Here is a 17,490-nt window from a genome sequence, read left to right as displayed (position 1 = left end):
CCCGCACCGGGCGCAACCCGCTCTCATATCAGGAGCATGATGACCGCATTCCCCTTCGACACCGCCGTGCTCATCGGCCGCTTCCAGCCTGTGCATGCAGGCCACCTCGCGCTGCTGCGGCAGGCACTGGCCAGCGCGCCGCAGGTCATCGTGGTGGTGGGCTCCGCCTGGCAGGCGCGCACGCCGCGCAACCCCTTCACGTGGATGGAGCGCGAGGCCATGCTGCGCAACGCGCTGCCCGAAGCCGACCGCGCCCGCCTCACCGTGCTGCCCATGCGGGACTACTACCACGCCACACGCTGGGTGGCGGCCGTGCTGCAGGCCGTGTCAAGGCACAGCGCGCCGGATGCGCGCATCGGCCTGGTGGGCCACTTCAAGGACGCCACCAGCGGCTATCTGGACGACTTCCCCGGCTGGCAGCTCATCACCATGGAGCGCCAAGGCAGCATCGACGCCACCGCCGTGCGCGATGCGTACTTTGGCGCCACGCCGCAGACCGTGGGCACCGCGCTCGCCGGCGTGGCGGACCAGGTCCCCGCGAACACGCTGGACTTTCTGCACGCCTTCGCGGCCCAGCCGGAGTACGCGGCCCTGCAGCAGGAATGGACCATGCTGCGCGGCTACCGCGAGGCCTGGTCCCGCGCGCCCTACCCGCCCGTGTTCGTCACCGTGGACGCCGTGGTGCGCTGCCAGGACCAGATCCTGCTGATCCGCCGCGCTCACGCGCCCGGCCGGGGCCTGCTGGCGGTGCCCGGCGGCTTCATCGAGCAGCGCGAGACGGTGTGGCAGTCCTGCCTGCGCGAGCTGGCCGAGGAAACGCACTGCGCCGTGCCCGAGGCAGCCCTGCGCGCCGCCCTGCGCCAGGTGCACGTCTTCGATCACCCGGACCGCAGCCAGCGGGGCCGCACCATCACCCACGCGCATTATTTCGACCTGGGCGACGCGCCGCTGCCGGCCGTGCAGGCCGATGACGACGCGCAGTCGGTGCAGTGGCTGTCCATCGGTGGACTGGCGGCAATGGAAGAGGCCTTCTTCGAGGACCACTTCCACATGCTGGACCATTTCCTCGGGCTCACCGCGCAGGGCTGAACCGGCCCGGCCCAGTCAAAGCCCACGCGAGGGCAAAAGCAAAGGGGCTGCGAAAGCAGCCCCTTTTCAATGATGCATCACCGCGCGCGACGGGCGGTGCCGCCGCGCGCCGCGCCGTCAGCGCAACGCCTGCAGGGTCGCGGCAGGCAGCTGCCCGCTGGGCGCCGAGGCGCTCACGCGGAACTGGTCCACCGTGTGCGCCAGGGCCTGGGCCTGCTGGCTCAGCGACTGGGCGGCAGCCAGCGCCTGCTCGACCAGCGCGGCGTTCTGCTGCGTACCCTGGTCCATTTGCGAAACCGCCTGGTTCACCTGGGCGATGCCGGAGCTCTGCTCCGCGCTGGCGGCGCTGATCTCGCCCACCATGGCCGTCACGCGCTGCACGCCCTCGACGATCTCGCGCATGGTCGCGCCGGCCTCCTTGACCAGCCCCGTACCCACGCCGACCTTCGCCACGGAGTCGTCGATCAGGCCCTTGATCTCCTTGGCGGCGGCGGCCGAGCGGCCTGCCAGGCTGCGCACCTCGCTGGCCACCACCGCAAAGCCCCGGCCCTGTTCGCCGGCCCGGGCCGCTTCCACGGCAGCGTTCAATGCCAGGATGTTGGTCTGGAAGGCGATGCCGTCGATCACGCTGATGATGTCGACGATCTTGCGCGAGGACGCGTCGATCGAGCCCATGGTGTCCACCACCTGGTCCACCACGGCACCGCCGCGCACGGCCACGTTCGAGGCGGACACGGCCAGCTCGTTGGCGCGCCGGGCGTTCTCGGCGTTCTGGTGGACGGTGGAGGTCAGCTCTTCCATCGATGCGGCCGTCTGCTCCAGCGCGCTGGCCTGCGATTCGGTCCGCGACGACAGGTCGCCGTTGCCGGAGGCGATCTCGGCCGACGCCGTGGTGATGGAACCGGTGCTCTCGCGCACCTGGCTCACCAGGCGCGCCAGGTTGCCGCGCATCACGCTGATCGCATGCAGGATGCTGGTCTGGTCGCCCGGGCGGGTCTGCACGTCCACGGCCAGGTTGCCGTCGGCGATCTGCTGCACCACCTCGGCGGCGTACTGCGGCTCGCCGCCCAGCTGGCGCACCAGGGTGCGCAGCATGTCCCAGGCCAGCGCGGCCACTACCAGCATCAGCACGGCGCCAATGGCCAGCAGGATCGTGGCATTGCGCCAGAAGGCCTTGTCGATGTCGTCGGTGTAGTCGCCGAAGCCGATGATCCAGTCCCAGGGCTCGAACTTGATGATGGCGTAGAGCTTCTCGACCTCTTCCTTGGCGCCTGGGCGGGTGCCCTTGGCCACCGTGGTGCCGATGGTCTTGCCCTGCAGCGCAGCGCGGTAGCGTTCGCCGGCCTCCTTGCCCACCTTGGCGTCGACGATGCCGATGCGCTTGGGGTTGGGATGCACCAGGTTCACGTCGTCGGTGTAGCCCCGCACGAAGAAATACAGGTCGCCCTTGTGGAAGGCGCCGATGGCCCGCTTGGCCTCCTTCATCGCGTCTTCGCGCGACAGCTGGCCGGCCTTCTCCTGGTCGTAGGCCTTCTGCGCCGCGGCATGGGCCAGGATGACCAGGGTCGAGAGCTGGTTCGTGCGCTCCTTCATCATGGTCTGGTACTGCGTGGTCAGTGCCACCGCAGACAGGACCAGCAGCCCCAGCAGCGTGGCGCTGCACAGCAGCAGGATTCGGGTGCGCAACTTCATCTCAGGCTCCTTGTGGGAACGTTTTTGAACAACCCGCAACAATACGACACATCTCGTGCCCGCCGGCTGTGGGAGTCCCTGACGAAGGGGCTCTAGGGCTTGCGCCGTGGTTTCCAATGCACACACTGACTGGAAACACAGCAAAAAGCGGCCCGTAGGCCGCTTGAGGAAAGGGGCTGCTCAGCGAGGCCGCTGAGCCGAACCCGCAGGTCTCAGCGCGACAGCGCGCCCTGCGTGGCCGTGTCCAGGCGGCCCGTCTGCGGAATGCCCTGCGCCTTCTGGAACTCGCGCAGGGCTTTGGTCGTGCGCGGGCCGCTCGAGCCGTCGGGCGTGCCCACGTCGTAGCCCAGCGCGTTCAGGCGCTCTTGTGCCTCGCGCGTGGACATGGCCGCGCCCGCGCGCGTCTGCGACGGAGCCGCCGCGCCGTCCACCGTCAGCCGGCCGCCGCCGCCCAGGCCCTGGCCCTGCACGCTTTGCGCCTTGTAGTTGCGCAGCGCCACGACCATCTGGTTGTATGCGTCCATGAACGCCGCCGTCAGCACCTTGCCCTGCGCGGTGTTCTGGTAGCCGCCCAGGCGGCCGCCGGCGCTGGAGCCGAACAGCTCGCCCATGCCCGCGAAGTCGCTCTTGGAGGCGCTGCCTTCGGAGGCCGACACCTGCACGCCCGAGCGGTTGTCCACCAGGGTCAGCATGGCGCTGGCTTCGCGCGTCTTCAGGCTGCCGCCGATGGCGGCAATGGCCGCGCCGCCGCGCCCGCCCAGCAGGCCGCCCAGCGAGCCGCCGATGCCGCCGGCGTCGTTGTTGGAGAACACGATCTCGGGCGACAGGCCGTAGTCGGACGCCACCATCTGGCCGCGGCCGAAGTTGCTGCCGCCGCGCATTTCGCCCGAGCCCATCAGCTGGCGTTCACGGTCCATGGCCGACATGCCGGCGGCGCCGCGCTCGACCACGATGAAGCAGTTGGATTGCTGGATCAGCAGGCGCAGCAGGTTGGACGTGGGGGGCAGCTTGTATTCGTTGCGCAGGATGGTGTACCAGCCGGCGTCCTGGTTTTCGACCAGCGAAACGGTGCCGAGGGGGCCGGAACACTTTTCGAGTTGCGTGCTTTCATTGGCAGCCGACGCGCCACCGGCGGCGCCCGTCGCCACGGTCTTGGCGTCCGCACTGCCCATGCGCATGTTGGTGGTCTCGCAACCCGTCAGCAGCACGGCGGCACAGGCCGCGGCCAGAACGGACAGGCGCGCGGGCCGCAGGAAAGAGGAGGTTGCGCAGGTGGCGGTCAGGTTCGAAAGGATCGTCATGGCAGCAGAGGATTTAAATTCTGAGAAACACAAAGCCCTGCACGGTAGGCATGGCCCCACGCACCTACAACCCTACCGTGGGGGGGTTGCTGTAACAGCCGCCGGGCGGCTTTTCCGCAACCTGGGCCTCGGACATCTTTGGGAGCGGATCGGCGGCATTTTCAGGGGCAACGCAGCGGCGAGGGCGCCGTGGCGGGCGGGGCGCCAGCGCCGCTGCCGGCGGCTCGCCCGCTCCACGGCAGCGACATCGCAGACCGCCCAGCGGACGCCCCGGTCCCGCGCCCGCAGAGGCATCGCCCCACGTCCTCACGTGCCGGCCCGCTCCAGCATGGCGTGGAGCAGCACATTGCAGCCGGCGGTGATGTGCTCCGGTTGGGCATCCTCGATCTCGTTGTGGCTGATGCCGTCCTTGCAGGGAATGAAGACCATGCCGGACGGTGCCAGCCGCGCCATGTACACAGCATCATGACCGGCGCCGGAGACGGCCGGCATGTGGGAGTAGCCCAGCTTCTCCGCCGCCCGGCCGACGGCCTCCACGCATTCGGCATGGAACGGCTGTGCGGGGTAGTTGGAGACCAGATCGATCTGGATGGGCAGCCCCGAGTCTTGCGACAGCTTCGCGGCCACAGCGCGGATGTCCTGGTCCATGCTGTCGCAGTCGGCATCGGTGGCGTTGCGCAGATCGATACTGAACTTGACCTGCCCTGGGATCACGTTGCGGCTGTTGGGATGCACCTGCACCATGCCTACCGTGCCGCGTCCGTGCGGCGGGTGCCGGTGGGCACAGGCCACGACCTCCTGCATCAGCTGCGCAGCCACCTGCAGAGCGTCCTTGCGCAGCGCCATGGGCGTAGGGCCTGCGTGGGCCTCCATGCCGGTGACGGTGCAATCGTACCAGCGGATGCCCAGCACCCCCGTCACCACGCCGATGGTCTTGTCGTTGTCCTCCAGCACCGGACCCTGCTCGATGTGGGTCTCGAAGTAGGCGCCGATGGGATGCTCCCCTGGCACCTGTTCGCCCACGTAGCCGATGCGCTCCAGCTCGCCCTTGACCGTCTTGCCGTCGGTGTCGGTGGCGGCATAGGCGTGTTCCAGCGTGAAGGCCTTGGCGAACACGCCCGAGCCCATCATCACGGGCACGAAGCGGCTGCCTTCCTCGTTGGTCCAGAACGCCACCTCGATCGGTGCCTCGGTCTCGATGCCGTGGTCGTTCAGCGTGCGCACCACCTCGATGCCGGCCAGCACGCCGTAGTTGCCGTCGAACTTGCCGCCCGTGGGCTGGGTGTCTATGTGGCTGCCGGTCATGATGGGCGGCAGGCTGTTGTTGCGCCCCGCGCGGCGCATGAAGCCGTTGCCGATCTGGTCGATGGTGACCGTCATGCCGGCCTCGCGCGCCCAGCGGGTGACCAGATCACGCCCCTGCTTGTCGAGGTCGGTGAGCGTGAGGCGGCACACGCCGCCCTTGGGGGTGGCACCGATCTGCGCCAGCTCCATGAGCGAGGCCCACAGGCGCTCGCCGTTCACGCGCAGTTGGCTGATGTCGGTCTTCACGGGGGTGTCCATGTCTTGCTCCTGCAAAAGAAAGGTCAGCGTGCGACCGCGGTAGGCGCCAGATCCTGCGCACGCTTTTGTACGGCCTGGAATTGGGGGCCGAAGGCCGGGCGCTTGAGGTAACGGCCGCGGCCCGGCTCCGCACGCAGGTCGCCGTTGGCGAACGCCACGCGCCCCTGGCTGATGGTGTGGCTGGGGATGCCGCGCACGGTACGCCCTTCGAAGATGTTGAAGTCGCCCTTGCTGTGCTGCGTCTGGGCCGAGAAGGTCTTGGTGCCCTGCGGGTCCCACACCACCAGGTCGGCATCGGCCCCTGCACCGATGAAACCCTTGCGCGGATAGATGTTGAACAGCTTGGCGGCGTTGGCCGAGGTGATGGCCACGAATTCGCTGGGCGTAAGGCGTCCTGTGTTCACGCCGCCGTCCCAGATGGCTGCCATGCGCTCTTCCACGCCACCGGTGCCGTTGGGAATCTTGGCGAAGTTGTCGCGGCCCATGGCCTTCTGCGCAGCGCAGAAGGTGCAGTGGTCGGTGGCCGTGGTGTGCAGCTGGCCCGACTGCAGGCCGCGCCAGAGCGCCTCCTGGTGCCCGCCGGCACGGGAGCGGAACGGCGGGCTCATCACATAGCCGGCGGCCGTGGCGAAGTCCGGGTCGCGGTAGACGCTGTCGTCCACCAGCAGATGGCCGGCCAGCACCTCGCCGTAGACCCGCTGCCCGCGCGCGCGGGCGCGGGCGATGGCGTCGGCGGACTCCATGCAGCTCACGTGCACGACGTAGATGGGCACGCCCAGGACGTCGGCAATGGCAATGGCGCGGTTGGCGGCCTCGGCTTCGACCATGGGGGGACGCGACAGCGGATGGCCCTCGGGCCCCGTGATGCCCATCTTGGCGACCTCCTGCTGCAGCAGGTAGACCAGCTCGCCGTTCTCGGCATGCACCGTGGGCATGGCACCCAGCTCCTGCGCGCGCTTGAAGCTGTTCACCAGCGTCTCGTCGTCGCACATGATGGCGTTCTTGTAGGCCATGAAGTGCTTGAAGCTGTTCACGCCCTCTTCCTGCACCAGGGTCGCCATGTCGGCATGGACCTGTTGGCTCCACCAGGTGACGGCGACGTGGAAGGAATAGTCGGCCGCCGACTTCTCCGCCCAGCCGCGCCACTTGCGGTAGGCGTCCAGCAGCGGCTCCTGCGGGTCGGGGATCACGAAGTCGATGATGCTGGTGGTGCCGCCCGCCAGCCCGGCCGCCGTGCCGGTGAAGAAGTCGTCCATGGTGACGGTGCCCATGAACGGCAGCTGCATGTGCGTGTGCGGGTCGATGCCGCCGGGCAGCACGTACTGGCCGCCGGCGTCCAGCGTTTGCGCACCGGCGGGCGCCTGGGCGGCGGCGCCGTCGCCCACCGCTGCGATGCGGCCATCCACGCAGAGCACGTCGGCGCGCTCCTCGCGGTCGGCATTCACCACGGTGCCGCCGCGTATCAGAAGGGCTTGGGTCATGGCATTTCCTTGGAAAGGGATGGGAACCGTCACCGCTTTTTGGCGGTCACGAAGTAGTACAGCCCTGCCACGGCCAGGCTGAAGAACCAGCCCGAATCGAACAGCGTGAGCCAGATGGCGGGCATGCCGGCCTTGTCCACCACGCCCGACACGGCCAGGTAGCCCGGCAGGCAGGGCAGCACGCCCAGCAGGAAGGCGACGAGTGCGTGCAGGTTCCAGCCGTTGGTGTATTCATAGTCACCGCCGCGGCAGTACAGGTCGTCCACCTTCAGCTGTGTCCTGCGCACCAGGTAGTAGTCCACCAGCAGGATGCCGGCGATGGCGCCCAACAGGGTGCCGTAGCCGCCCAGCCAGACGAACAGGTAGCTGCCGGACGTGGCCAGCAGCTTCCAGGGCATAAACAGCAGGCCGAGCAACGCCGCGATCACGCCGCCCATGCGAAAGCTGATCTTCGAAGGCGCGATCTGGCTGAAGTCATACGAGGGCGACACCAGGTTGGCCGCCACGTTGGTCGTCAGGTTGGCCAGCAGGATCACCAGCAGACCCAGGCCGGCGGCCACGCTGCCCATCTGCGTGAGCAATCCATCCGGGAACAGCTGCGCCTTGCCATACAGGATGGCCGAGGCCGAGAAGCCGATGACGCCCACCATCGAGAACAGCGCCATGGGGATGGGCAGGCCGATCGCCTGGCCCAGCACCTGGTCCTTCTGCGACCGGGCAAAGCGCGTGAAATCGGGAATATTCAGCGCCAGCGTGGCCCAGAAGCCCACCAGGCCGGTCAGCGCCGCCCAGGTCTTGGGCCCGCCCTCGACCACCTTGGCCGGCAGGTTGAACAACTGGCTGGGCGGTACGCGCATGAGCAGCACCACGACCAGCAGGATGGATGCCGCCACCATCAGCGGGGCGGCGATCACCTCCAGCTTGCGGATCGACTCCGGCCCCTTCCAGATGAACCAGATGTGCACCGCCCAGAATGCCAGGAAGCACATGAACTGCGAGGTGCTGATCGTTTGCCCGTCCGCCGGACCGGCGAGCCCCAGGCCCAGAATGTTCAGGAACCCATGCAGCGCGAGCGCGCCAAAGTAGCAATTGATGGAGAACCAGCCGCAGGCCACCAGGCCCCGCAGCACCGCCGGCAGATTGGCGCCCTTCACCCCGAACGAGGCCCGCGCCAGCACCGGAAAGGGCACGCCGTACTTCGGTCCGACGCGGCCGATCAGCACCATGGGCACCAGCACGATGCAGTTGGCCAGAAAGACCAGCCACACCGCCATCTGCCAGGAGAAGCCCTGGTCCAGCATGGAGCTGGCCATGGTGTACGTGGGCACGCACACCACCATGCCCACCCACAGGGCCGCATAGTCCTTCCAAGCCCAGTGCCGCTGCGCGGCAGTGGTGGGCAGCAGGTCGTCGTTGGCCAGCGATGCATCCTGTGTGCGCCCCTGGCCGGGCGCAGGTGCTGCGAGCGGTGCAGCACCGCCTGAACTGTTCATCATGTCGTCGCTCCTGTCGTGGACTGAGTGATGGTGAGAAATCGCCGGCGGCGTCAGGCGGCCGTGACGGCAGGCGCGGTGCGCTGCGGGTTGTTGGGGTGCGTCGTCCAGTTGGCGTACTCGCCCGTCACCACCTTGCCGGTACGGGCGTCCACCTCCCCGGGCGCAAGGCTGCGCATCGTGATGCATTCGGGCACCGGGCAGATCGACACGCACAGGTTGCAGCCCACGCACTCGGCTTCGTTCACCTCGAACTTGCGCACCCCGCCCGCGTTCGTGTACGTGATGGCCTGGTGCGACGTGTCCTCGCACACCACATGGCAGCGGCCGCACTGGATGCAGGCCTCCTGGTGGATGACCGCCTTGTCGATGTGGTTGAGATTGAGCTGCTTCCAATCCTTCACCGTCGGCACGGCCTGCCCGCGGAAGTCGTCGATGCCGTCGTAGCCGTGGGCGTCCATGAAGTTGGACAGCCCGTCGCACATGTCCTGCACGATCTTGAAGCCGTACACCATGGCGGCCGTGCACACCTGCACGGTGCCGCAGCCCAGCGCGATGTACTCTGCCGCGTCGCGCCAGGTGGTGATGCCGCCAATGCCGCTGATGGGCAGGCCTGCCGTCTGCGCGTCGCGCGCGATCTCAGCCACCATGTTCAGGGCAATGGGCTTGACGGCCGGGCCGCAGTAGCCGCCATGCGAGCCCTGCCCATCGGTCGACGGGCTCATGGCCATGCGCTCCAGGTCCACGCCCATGATGGAGTTGATGGTGTTGATGAGCGACACCGCGTCGGCCCCGCCCGCCTTGGCGGCCCGCGCAGGGTGCCGCACATCCGTGATGTTGGGCGTGAGCTTCACGATGACGGGCAGGCGGCTGTAGTGCTTGCACCAGGCCGTCACCATCTGGATGTACTCGGGCACCTGGCCCACGGCCGCACCCATGCCGCGCTCGCTCATGCCGTGCGGGCAGCCGAAGTTCAGTTCGATGCCGTCGGCGCCCGTGTCTTCCACCATGGGCAGGATGCGCTTCCAGCTTTCTTCCTCGCACGGCACCATGAGCGAGACGATCATGGCCCGGTCAGGCCAATTGCGCTTGACGCGGCGGATCTCCTCCAGGTTGGTCTGCAGCGGCCGGTCGGTGATCAGCTCGATGTTGTTGAGCCCGATCACGCGCCGGTCCTGCGACAGCAGCGTGGAGTAGCGCGGGCCGTTCACGTTGACCACGTGCGGGTCTTCGCCCAGGGTCTTCCAGACCACGCCACCCCAACCGGCCTCGAATGCGCGGGTGACGTTGATCTCCTTGTCGGTGGGCGGGGCCGAGGCCAGCCAGAACGGGTTGGGGCTGCGGATGCCCAGGAAATTGCTGCGGATGTCTGCCATGGAGTGCTCCCTTGCGTGGTCGGGGGTGGAGTCAGGCGCGCAACAGCGCCTCGCTGATCGCCGCGGCGGCCACCTTGCCGTGCTCGACCGCCTCCACGGTCAGGTCGCGCCCGCCGGCGCGGCAATCGCCGCCCGCCCAGACGCGGGGCAAGCTGGTGCGCCCTTCGGCATCGGCGGCAATTCGGCCGGACTGCAAGGCGATGGACGGGCCGGCATACTCCGGCATGTAGCTTTGGCCGATGGCCTTGAGCACCATGTCGGCCGGCAGCGTGAAGGTTTCCCCCGTCTCGACCAGCCGGCCATCTTGCTGCGCCGTGGCGGCAAAGCGCATGCCGGTCACCGCGCCCCCCTCGCACAGAAGCTCCTGTGGAGCCGCCCAGTGGTGAATCGCCACGCCATTGGTCTGCGCCCATTGCTGCTCGTCCACCGATGCAGACATGGATTCGGCGCCCCGGCGGTACACCATCGTCACCTCTTCGGCGCCCAACTTGCGGGCCTGCACGGCGGCGTCCACGGCCGTCATCCCGCCGCCGATCACCAGTACGCGGCGGCCCACCGGCACCTTCGACAGGTCCCCCGCCTGGCGGATGTCGGCGATGAAGTCCACCGCGTTGCGCAGACCGTCCACCTGCGGCTCGGTGATGCCCAGGGCGTTCACACCCGCCAGGCCCAGCCCCAGGAAAACGGCGTCGTAGGCCTGAAGCAGGCCGTCCACCGTGATGTCGCGGCCCAGCACCTGCTGGCAGCGCACCTCGATGCCGCCGATGGACAGCAACCACTCGACCTCCTTCTGGGCGAAGCCGCCGGTGGTCTTGTAGCTCGCCAGGCCATACTCGTTCAGGCCGCCCAGCTTGGGGCGGGCCTCGAACAGCACCACATCGTGCCCGCGCAGCGCCAGGCCATGTGCGCAGGCCAGGCCCGCCGGGCCAGCGCCGACCACCGCGACTCGGCGGCCGGTGGGCGCGGCCCGCGTGAACAGCGGAGCACCGGGCTGGGCGAAGTAGGCGTCGGTTGCATGGCGCTGCAGAGCACCGATCTCCACCGGCTTGTCTTCGTTGGAGTTGCGTACGCAGGCCTGTTCGCACAGCACTTCCGTGGGGCATACCCGGGCGCACATGCCGCCCAGCGGATTCGCCTCCAAGATGGCCCGCGCCGCGCCGCGCTCGTTGCCCTGCGCGATGCGGTGGATGAACGAGGGAATGTCGATGCTGGTCGGACACGCAGCAGCGCACGGCGCATCGAAACAGTAATAGCAGCGCTCGGCCTCGATCAGGGCCTGGGGCCGCGTCAGCGGCGGGTGGGCATCGCTGAAGTTCGCGGCGTACTCGGCGAGGTTCAGGCGTGCAGCATGAATGCCGCAGGCGCGGCTTGCGGTAGCTTCCATCGGAAATCCTCCGGCAGTGGGAAAGAAAGCGGGAAAAAGGAGAGCGGAGAGGCGGCGGGCGCGAACGCACCCCGCCGGGGCCATCAGGCCCGTTTGCGCGGGGGCCGCATCCAGGGGCGGCGGACAGGCGCCGCCGCATCGCTGCTGGCGCCAGGGCGGAGGGTGGCGCCCGGGAGGGCCTGGAATGGCCGGAACACTGCTGGCGGAGGGGTCATCGTGGTCCTCGCTGTGTTGTGGGTGTCACCGGCGTGCCGGGCCCCTGTTGGTCGGTCAATTTACCAACTGGTCAAAATTTACCAATCGGTAAAATCCCCGACTGCAAGCCGCGTGCCAGCTTGCAGCCCTCCGTTCGTTCCACAATGGTGCGATGCGATCCGTCAGACCGTCTTCCCGCCCTTCCACCCGCCCCGCCGCCGTGCAGCCGCGCACCAGCGCCGACACACCTGAGGAAGCGGTGGCGCGCCCGTCCCCCCACCGTGGGCCCAGCGCCGCCCGGCAGAAGAAGGAGCGCAGCATCCTGGCCGAGGCCGAGAGCCAGTTTGCCCAGTTCGGCTTTGAAGGCGCATCGCTGGAAAGCATCGCCGCCGCCGCCGGGCTGAGCCGGCACAACCTGCTGTACTACTTTCCCAGCAAGGAGGCTCTGTACCAGCGCGTGCTCGACGATGTGCTGACCCAGTGGCTAGCCGGCATGGAAGAGATGTCGCATGGGGACGATCCGCACGAAGCGCTGCAGCGGTACATCCGTGCCAAGCTGCGCTCCTCGCTCGAGCACCCGAATGCGGCCAAGGTCTTCGCCAAGGAGGTCATCGCGGGAGCGCCGCGCTACGGCCAGGTCATTGCGGAGCGCGTCGGCCCTGTGCTCAAGAAGGACGTACGGACCTTTGAACGGTGGGCCCGCGAAGGCCGCATCGCGCGGGTGAACTTCACGCACCTGATGTTCATCATCTGGTCGGTCACACAGGCCTATGCAGACCAGCAGGCGCAGTTCGCGCTGCTGCTGGGCAAACCGGCCCTCACCGAGCGGGACTACGATCAGGCGCAGGAGCTGATCTGCCACCTGGTGCTGCAGGGCCTGGCTGCCCCGGCCTGATCCTGCGCCTTGGCGCGGCGACGGGCTACAGCGGGGCGTGCCGGCTGCGCCCAGCCTCGCTATCATTGCCCGAAGGTGGTTCCGGCCGGACCTTCGGCCCCTCTGCCCTGCCGGCGCAGTGCACTGCCGTCAGCAGCCTCTCTTGTTCAGGGACCCACGGGAGCGCAACAAGATGACCACGCATTTCCATGACCGCCACAGCGCACCGGCCGCGCCGCCCACGCCTGGCACGGTACCCGCGGCACCGCCCTACAACGAGGCGGAGCGCCTTCGCCTGCTGGCGGATTACCAGACCCTGGATGCCGGCACCGAACAAGCCTTCGACGACCTGGCCACGCTGGCGGCAGCGGTCTGCCACGCGCCCATGGCCTTCATCACGCTCGTCGACCAGCACCGCCAGGTTTTCAAGGCGCGCCAAGGGCTGCAGGCGGACGACATGCCGCGCGACATGTCGTTCTGCGCCCACGCGATCCTGACACCCGACACGCTCATGGAAGTGCCCGATGCCACACATGACGGCCGCTTCGCCACCAACCCCCTGGTCACGGGGCCTCCGGGCATCCGTTTCTATGCCGGCGCGCCCCTGGTGACGCCGAGCGGCGTCGCGCTCGGGACCATCTGCATCGTGGACCACCAACCCCGCAGGCTGACCCTGGACGAGCGCCGGGCGCTCAAATCACTGGCCCGGCAGGCCGTGGCGCAAATGGAGCTTCGCCAGGCCGTGGCCGATCTCGAAATGCAGGGACACACAGATGGACTGACCGGCATAGGCAACCGGCGCGCCTTCGACCGCAGCCTGCGTGAGCTGTGGCGGCGCCACGCTGCCGACCAGGCGCCGCTCTCCCTGCTGATGGCCGATCTGGACCACTTTAAGCGCATCAACGACGAGTTCGGCCACCCGGCCGGTGACGCCGTGCTGATGCAGACGGCTCGCCTGCTGCGCGACTGCGTGCGGCACAGTGACATCGTCGCGCGCTTCGGCGGAGAGGAGTTCGCCGTGCTGCTGCCGGGGGCGGACCTGCGCGCCGCCATGCAGGTCGCCGAAAAAGTGCGCACGGCCTTGCAGGCATCCTCCTGGGCCCACAGGACGGTGACGGCCAGCATCGGCGTGTCGGCTGCCACGCCCCAGTCGGAAGACGATCCCGCGACCCTGCTGGCACGTGCGGACCGCGCCCTCTACGAAGCCAAGCAAAACGGCCGCAACCAGGCCTGCCCATTCAGCGGCTGGGCCTGAACCGCGCTCAGCGAAACATGGGCCGGGAACGGTTGTCCGTCTCCTCGGGCTGCACGGCGTGGCACCCGGCAGGTCGCCCGCACGCGCTCAAATGGCCGCGTCCGGCTTGTCAGATCCGCGCTCCGGCGGGGCCTCCTCGGGCGTGTAGGCCGGCGCGGGTCGACGGCCCGCATCCTGGCCGTAGCCGGGCAGCTTCTCCTTGCTGGCGGTATCGGTCTCCACCAGGTCAGGTGAAGGCCGGTCGGGATCGTTGCGGGGCCGTCCGTCGGGGGAATCGAGTTGCGTGACCATGAGAATCTCCTGGAAGGTTGGAAGAGGCCGTGCACGGGTAGCACCCCGGCGACGTGCTTCCAATCTGGGCGCAGACACGGGCGCCGGAGGTAGGCGCCGGACGATGGCAGCGTAGTCCGGCAGCCCTGCCCTCCATACCTCCCGTGCTGTCCATTCTTCGGGTTTCAGGGCGCGCAGTCCGACGGACGGGCCCCTGCGCGCTCCGTAGCGTGGACCGTGAACCCCAGGAGAACACCATGCCCCCCATTCCCTCTGCAGAGTCGCGCATCGAGCGCTCGGACCCGCCCATCCATCCCCGGCAGGTGCCTGCCGGACAGGACAGACGCAGAGCGGTCTGGATCATCCTCGCTTCGTTGGCGCTGTCGGCCCTGGTCACGTTGGGCGGCTGGCTTCTCTCAGGTGCCGGCGGTGAGGAGAGCCCTTACGTGCCCGGAGCGCGGTCCGCGACCGGATCGGACGCCCCCGCCATACCGCTGCCACCGGCACGCTGACCCCGGCCCTGCCCGTGGATGACCGCGCCGTCACTCGCGCAGCGATGCGATGACGGCCATGAGCCGCTTCCAGTCCACAGGCTTCCAGAAATGGTGATCGACGAAGTCGAGGAATGTCTGCATGCGTTGGCGCTCGACATCGAAGGAGCCCGTGATGGCGATCAACACGATGTCGTCCCCGTAGCGCTGGCGCACCGCCTGGGCCAGTTCCATGCCGTTCATGCCCGGCATGTCGTAGTCGATGAACATGCAGACCGGGGGCACGTTCCGATCGAGGTATGCGAGGGCCTCTGCCCCTCCAGCGACGGTGGCGATGGAGTAGCCCTCCTGTTCGAGGGCCATGGACATCAACTCCGCGGCATCAGCGGAATCATCGACCAAAAGAATCTGTGGAGAGGTACGCGTGGAGTGAGGGGACATGCAACAGTCTTGGGAAGACCGCGCATTGTGCCCGCCAAGCGGGGGTGCGCTATGTCATTTGACACACCGGTGACTCCCGCAGGAAACAACTTTGGTCCGGCCCGCGCGTAGGGAGCGGCGTCCTACAGCGGTACCGGCCCTGCTGCGGCACAGTGCTTCAGGCCCTCTGCAATGGCCCACCGCAGCGGGCGAGCGGGCGTTTCAGAGGCAGTCAAGAGATTCAGAGAAGATGGCGGCGATGCATAAGTGGAAGCAACTGGCGCTCCGTGCCCGGGAGTCGGCACTCGCCTTCCCCGGCCTGGGTATTGCCTTACGGGCCGTGAGAAATTACATCTTGCATCAAAGTGCCAACCAGGCAGGCAGTATGGCGTTCTCGTCGGTGCTGGCGATGTTCCCGTTGCTATTGTTGCTGTCGGCCACGGCGGGCTATGTGGGCGACCCGGGGGACGCCGCCGCACTGGCGCATCGCGTCCTGGAGTACGCGCCGCAGGTGGTGCGCGACGTGATGCGGCCGGTCGTGCAGGAAGTGCTGGCCCAGCGCAACCAGGCCTTGCTGACCATCGGCCTCGTCGTCACCCTCTGGACGGCTTCGTCGGGCATGCAGGCGGTGCGTACGGCGCTCAACCGCTCATACGGCGTGGGTCGGGGCCTGTCGTTCTGGATGGCTCGACTCAAGGTCACCATCTTCACGCTGGTCGTGGGCGCCGGCGTGGTGGCAGCCTTCGGCTCCCTGATCATCATGCCGTACGTGTGGCAAGTGCTGCGGGAGATGGGTGCCGGGCCCGAGGCGCCCTGGCTGCGCAACAGCGTGCGCTACGGTTCGGCCTTCGTGGTGCTGTCGGTGCTGTATGCCTTGCTCTACGGCTGGCTGCCGGACATCCGCCAGCGGCTCAGCACGGTGCTGCCTGGCGCCGTGGCCGGCGCCGCGCTGTGGGTGGGTGCAGCGGCCGTGCTCTCCTACACCCTGCGCAGCGCCGGCAAGCTGGCCTTGATCTACGGCAGCTTCGCCGGTGTCGTCGCCACGCTGGTGTTCCTCTACATCAGCGCGACGACGCTCATCTTCGGCGCAGAGATCAACGGCGTGCTGCGGGAAGACCGCCTGAGGGCCGATGCGGAGCCCCCTGCCCCGCCCGTCCCGCAGGCCCATGGCGAATCCGAGCCGAGCGGCGCGGCACCTCAAAAACCGTAGCGCGCCCGCACACCGGGGTGCACGCCTTGGCCTTTGGCGGGTGAACGGATGACAGAGCGGCCCGCCGCTAGCGCCGCGTGGTTGCGCGGCAGGCTGTCAGCGGCGTAGTCCTCAGCCGACAGGCCCATCGGGGCGCCTCTCTTACCGTGGAGCTCCCCACCCCCCCATGCCCTGCCGAGGAGGTCTTATGCGCGCCGCGACCAATGATCCCCGTCCCGTTCCCGTACCCTGGCGCGTCGCCGAGCCCGAACCGCAGGAACACCAGGGCATCACCTACATGCTCGTGGGTGCCTACGCATCGCTGATCCTGTTCGTGATCTGGTAGGCAACGGTCGCGGGCCTGCGGGTGCTGCGCGCGCCGGCCACCGCCCGCGCGGCGCGGCTCTCCCCGCCGTCTATTCCGCCGTCAACTTGCGCTCCTTGATGATCGCGCCCCACTGTGCCGACTCCTTCTTCATGAAGGCGGTCAGCTCGGCCCGGGTCGTAGGCTGGGGCGTCAGGCCGTGCTTGGTCAGCGCCTCCTCCACTCCTGGATCCTTCAGCACCTTGACGATCTCCCGGTTCCAGCGGTCCAGGACACCGGCCGTCGTCTTGCCGGGCGCCACGAAGGCATACCAGTTCAGCGCCTCGAAGCCCGGGTAGCCGGCTTCGGCCACGGTGGGAATGTGGGGCATGTAGGCCGGGCGGGTCACGCCCGTGGTGGCGAGCGGGATGAGCCGACCTGATTCGATGTGCGGAAGCGCTGTAGGCGGCGCCGAGAAATACGACGCCACGCGTTCGCCCAGCAGGTCCTGCAGCGCCGGGGCGCCGCCCTTGTACGGCACGTGCACCATGTCGATGCCGGCGCGCTGGTTGAACAGCTCCCCTGCCAAATGCGATGCAGAGCCCGCGCCGGTCGACGCGTAATCCACGCTGCCCGGCTTTTTCTTCGACAGCTGCACGAACTCGGCCAGCGTCTTCACACCCACGCCCTGGTGCACGACCAGCACGTTCGGAAAGTACACGCCGCCGGAGATCGGTGCCAAGTCCTTGAACGGGTCGTAGTTCAGCTTCATCAGATGGGGCGCGATGGTGAGCGGACCCACCGATCCGAAGAGCAGCACCGAGCCATCCGCCACGGCACCGGCGACCTGCTGGTGCGCGATGTTGCCGCCGGCCCCGCCCTTGTTGTCCACCACCACGGACTGGCCGATGTTCTCGCCCAGCTTCTTGGCGATGAGCCGCGCCGCCGCGTCGGCTGCCCCGCCGGGCGCGAAGCCGACGACCAGGGTCACGGGCTTCTTGGGCGGAAAGTCCTGGGCATGGGCTGCGGCGCCCGACAGGCCGGCGCAGGCACACGCGGCCAGCGCGACGGTGCGCAGCAAAAGTCGTGGGGTCATGGAAGGTCTCCTTGTGG

The 17,490-nt window shown here is 68.3% G+C and carries 15 protein-coding genes; 5 read left to right on the top strand and 10 right to left on the bottom strand.

The window, feature by feature from the left end:
- The first annotated feature begins 36 nt into the window (after positions 1–36).
- Positions 37–1,089, top strand: coding sequence for a bifunctional nicotinamide-nucleotide adenylyltransferase/Nudix hydroxylase (locus QE399_RS10635; protein ID WP_309828585.1), 1,053 nt, complete (start codon positions 37–39; stop codon positions 1,087–1,089).
- 117 nt (positions 1,090–1,206) lie between these two features.
- On the opposite strand, the gene QE399_RS10630 is transcribed toward QE399_RS10635, so the two are convergent.
- From QE399_RS10630 to QE399_RS10600, 7 genes are all read right to left on the bottom strand, one after another.
- Positions 1,207–2,781 carry a methyl-accepting chemotaxis protein gene (locus QE399_RS10630; protein ID WP_309828583.1) on the bottom strand — a complete coding sequence of 525 codons (1,575 nt, stop codon included), beginning with the start codon at positions 2,779–2,781 and terminating at the stop codon, positions 1,207–1,209.
- 212 nt (positions 2,782–2,993) lie between these two features.
- Entirely contained in the window at positions 2,994–4,082 is a 1,089-nt protein-coding gene (locus QE399_RS10625) for a peptidoglycan-binding protein (protein WP_309828582.1), read from the bottom strand.
- A gap of 306 nt (positions 4,083–4,388) precedes the next feature.
- Complete coding sequence (locus QE399_RS10620) at positions 4,389–5,645, bottom strand: Zn-dependent hydrolase (protein ID WP_309828581.1); 1,257 nt, start codon at positions 5,643–5,645, stop codon at positions 4,389–4,391.
- Between the two features lie 23 nt (positions 5,646–5,668).
- Positions 5,669–7,126, bottom strand: coding sequence for a dihydropyrimidinase (hydA, locus tag QE399_RS10615; RefSeq protein WP_309828580.1), 1,458 nt, complete (start codon positions 7,124–7,126; stop codon positions 5,669–5,671).
- A 29-nt stretch (positions 7,127–7,155) separates the two neighbouring features.
- Positions 7,156–8,622, bottom strand: coding sequence for an NCS1 family nucleobase:cation symporter-1 (locus tag QE399_RS10610; protein WP_309828579.1), 1,467 nt, complete (start codon positions 8,620–8,622; stop codon positions 7,156–7,158).
- A 50-nt stretch (positions 8,623–8,672) separates the two neighbouring features.
- Positions 8,673–9,995, bottom strand: coding sequence for an NAD-dependent dihydropyrimidine dehydrogenase subunit PreA (gene preA, locus QE399_RS10605; RefSeq protein ID WP_309828578.1), 1,323 nt, complete (start codon positions 9,993–9,995; stop codon positions 8,673–8,675).
- A 31-nt stretch (positions 9,996–10,026) separates the two neighbouring features.
- Positions 10,027–11,379: an NAD(P)-dependent oxidoreductase gene (locus QE399_RS10600; RefSeq protein WP_309828577.1), complete on the bottom strand. Its 1,353-nt coding sequence runs from the start codon at positions 11,377–11,379 to the stop codon at positions 10,027–10,029.
- A 367-nt stretch (positions 11,380–11,746) separates the two neighbouring features.
- On the opposite strand from QE399_RS10600, the gene QE399_RS10595 reads away from it, so the two are divergent.
- Both QE399_RS10595 and QE399_RS10590 read left to right on the top strand, forming a co-directional pair.
- Positions 11,747–12,469, top strand: coding sequence for a TetR/AcrR family transcriptional regulator (locus tag QE399_RS10595; protein ID WP_309828575.1), 723 nt, complete (start codon positions 11,747–11,749; stop codon positions 12,467–12,469).
- Positions 12,470–12,641: 172 nt separating this feature from the next.
- Positions 12,642–13,703 carry a GGDEF domain-containing protein gene (locus tag QE399_RS10590; protein WP_309828573.1) on the top strand — a complete coding sequence of 354 codons (1,062 nt, stop codon included), beginning with the start codon at positions 12,642–12,644 and terminating at the stop codon, positions 13,701–13,703.
- Positions 13,704–13,790: 87 nt separating this feature from the next.
- Here the strand turns inward: QE399_RS10590 and QE399_RS10585 are convergent, their stop codons facing one another.
- Both QE399_RS10585 and QE399_RS10580 read right to left on the bottom strand, forming a co-directional pair.
- Complete coding sequence (locus QE399_RS10585; protein WP_309828571.1) at positions 13,791–13,994, bottom strand: hypothetical protein; 204 nt, start codon at positions 13,992–13,994, stop codon at positions 13,791–13,793.
- A 521-nt stretch (positions 13,995–14,515) separates the two neighbouring features.
- Positions 14,516–14,905: a response regulator gene (locus QE399_RS10580; protein ID WP_309828570.1), complete on the bottom strand. Its 390-nt coding sequence runs from the start codon at positions 14,903–14,905 to the stop codon at positions 14,516–14,518.
- Positions 14,906–15,134: 229 nt separating this feature from the next.
- Here QE399_RS10580 and QE399_RS10575 point away from each other — a divergent pair, with 229 nt between their 5' ends.
- Positions 15,135–16,094: a YihY/virulence factor BrkB family protein gene (locus QE399_RS10575; RefSeq protein WP_309828569.1), complete on the top strand. Its 960-nt coding sequence runs from the start codon at positions 15,135–15,137 to the stop codon at positions 16,092–16,094.
- A gap of 187 nt (positions 16,095–16,281) precedes the next feature.
- Positions 16,282–16,419: a hypothetical protein gene (locus QE399_RS10570; protein ID WP_309828567.1), complete on the top strand. Its 138-nt coding sequence runs from the start codon at positions 16,282–16,284 to the stop codon at positions 16,417–16,419.
- Positions 16,420–16,489: 70 nt separating this feature from the next.
- Here QE399_RS10570 and QE399_RS10565 read toward each other — a convergent pair whose 3' ends face one another.
- Entirely contained in the window at positions 16,490–17,473 is a 984-nt protein-coding gene (locus tag QE399_RS10565) for a Bug family tripartite tricarboxylate transporter substrate binding protein (RefSeq protein ID WP_309828565.1), read from the bottom strand.
- Positions 17,474–17,490 lie beyond the last annotated feature (17 nt).

The organism is Paracidovorax wautersii (assembly GCF_031453675.1).
GTDB lineage: Bacteria > Pseudomonadota > Gammaproteobacteria > Burkholderiales > Burkholderiaceae_C > Paracidovorax.
The sequence above is the reverse complement of the archived record's forward strand: the minus strand, read 5'-3'. Positions and strand labels throughout refer to the sequence as shown.

Bases quoted from the DNA above. Each gene is read 5' to 3' on its own strand.
- QE399_RS10635 (WP_309828585.1), top strand. From the start codon at position 37: ATGATGACCGCATTCCCCTTCGACACCGCCGTGCTCATCGGCCGCTTC.
- QE399_RS10630 (WP_309828583.1), bottom strand. From the start codon at position 2,781: ATGAAGTTGCGCACCCGAATCCTGCTGCTGTGCAGCGCCACGCTGCTG.
- QE399_RS10625 (WP_309828582.1), bottom strand. From the start codon at position 4,082: ATGACGATCCTTTCGAACCTGACCGCCACCTGCGCAACCTCCTCTTTC.
- QE399_RS10620 (WP_309828581.1), bottom strand. From the start codon at position 5,645: ATGGACACCCCCGTGAAGACCGACATCAGCCAACTGCGCGTGAACGGC.
- hydA (WP_309828580.1), bottom strand. From the start codon at position 7,126: ATGACCCAAGCCCTTCTGATACGCGGCGGCACCGTGGTGAATGCCGAC.
- QE399_RS10610 (WP_309828579.1), bottom strand. From the start codon at position 8,622: ATGATGAACAGTTCAGGCGGTGCTGCACCGCTCGCAGCACCTGCGCCC.
- preA (WP_309828578.1), bottom strand. From the start codon at position 9,995: ATGGCAGACATCCGCAGCAATTTCCTGGGCATCCGCAGCCCCAACCCG.
- QE399_RS10600 (WP_309828577.1), bottom strand. From the start codon at position 11,379: ATGGAAGCTACCGCAAGCCGCGCCTGCGGCATTCATGCTGCACGCCTG.
- QE399_RS10595 (WP_309828575.1), top strand. From the start codon at position 11,747: ATGCGATCCGTCAGACCGTCTTCCCGCCCTTCCACCCGCCCCGCCGCC.
- QE399_RS10590 (WP_309828573.1), top strand. From the start codon at position 12,642: ATGACCACGCATTTCCATGACCGCCACAGCGCACCGGCCGCGCCGCCC.
- QE399_RS10585 (WP_309828571.1), bottom strand. From the start codon at position 13,994: ATGGTCACGCAACTCGATTCCCCCGACGGACGGCCCCGCAACGATCCC.
- QE399_RS10580 (WP_309828570.1), bottom strand. From the start codon at position 14,905: ATGTCCCCTCACTCCACGCGTACCTCTCCACAGATTCTTTTGGTCGAT.
- QE399_RS10575 (WP_309828569.1), top strand. From the start codon at position 15,135: ATGGCGGCGATGCATAAGTGGAAGCAACTGGCGCTCCGTGCCCGGGAG.
- QE399_RS10570 (WP_309828567.1), top strand. From the start codon at position 16,282: ATGCGCGCCGCGACCAATGATCCCCGTCCCGTTCCCGTACCCTGGCGC.
- QE399_RS10565 (WP_309828565.1), bottom strand. From the start codon at position 17,473: ATGACCCCACGACTTTTGCTGCGCACCGTCGCGCTGGCCGCGTGTGCC.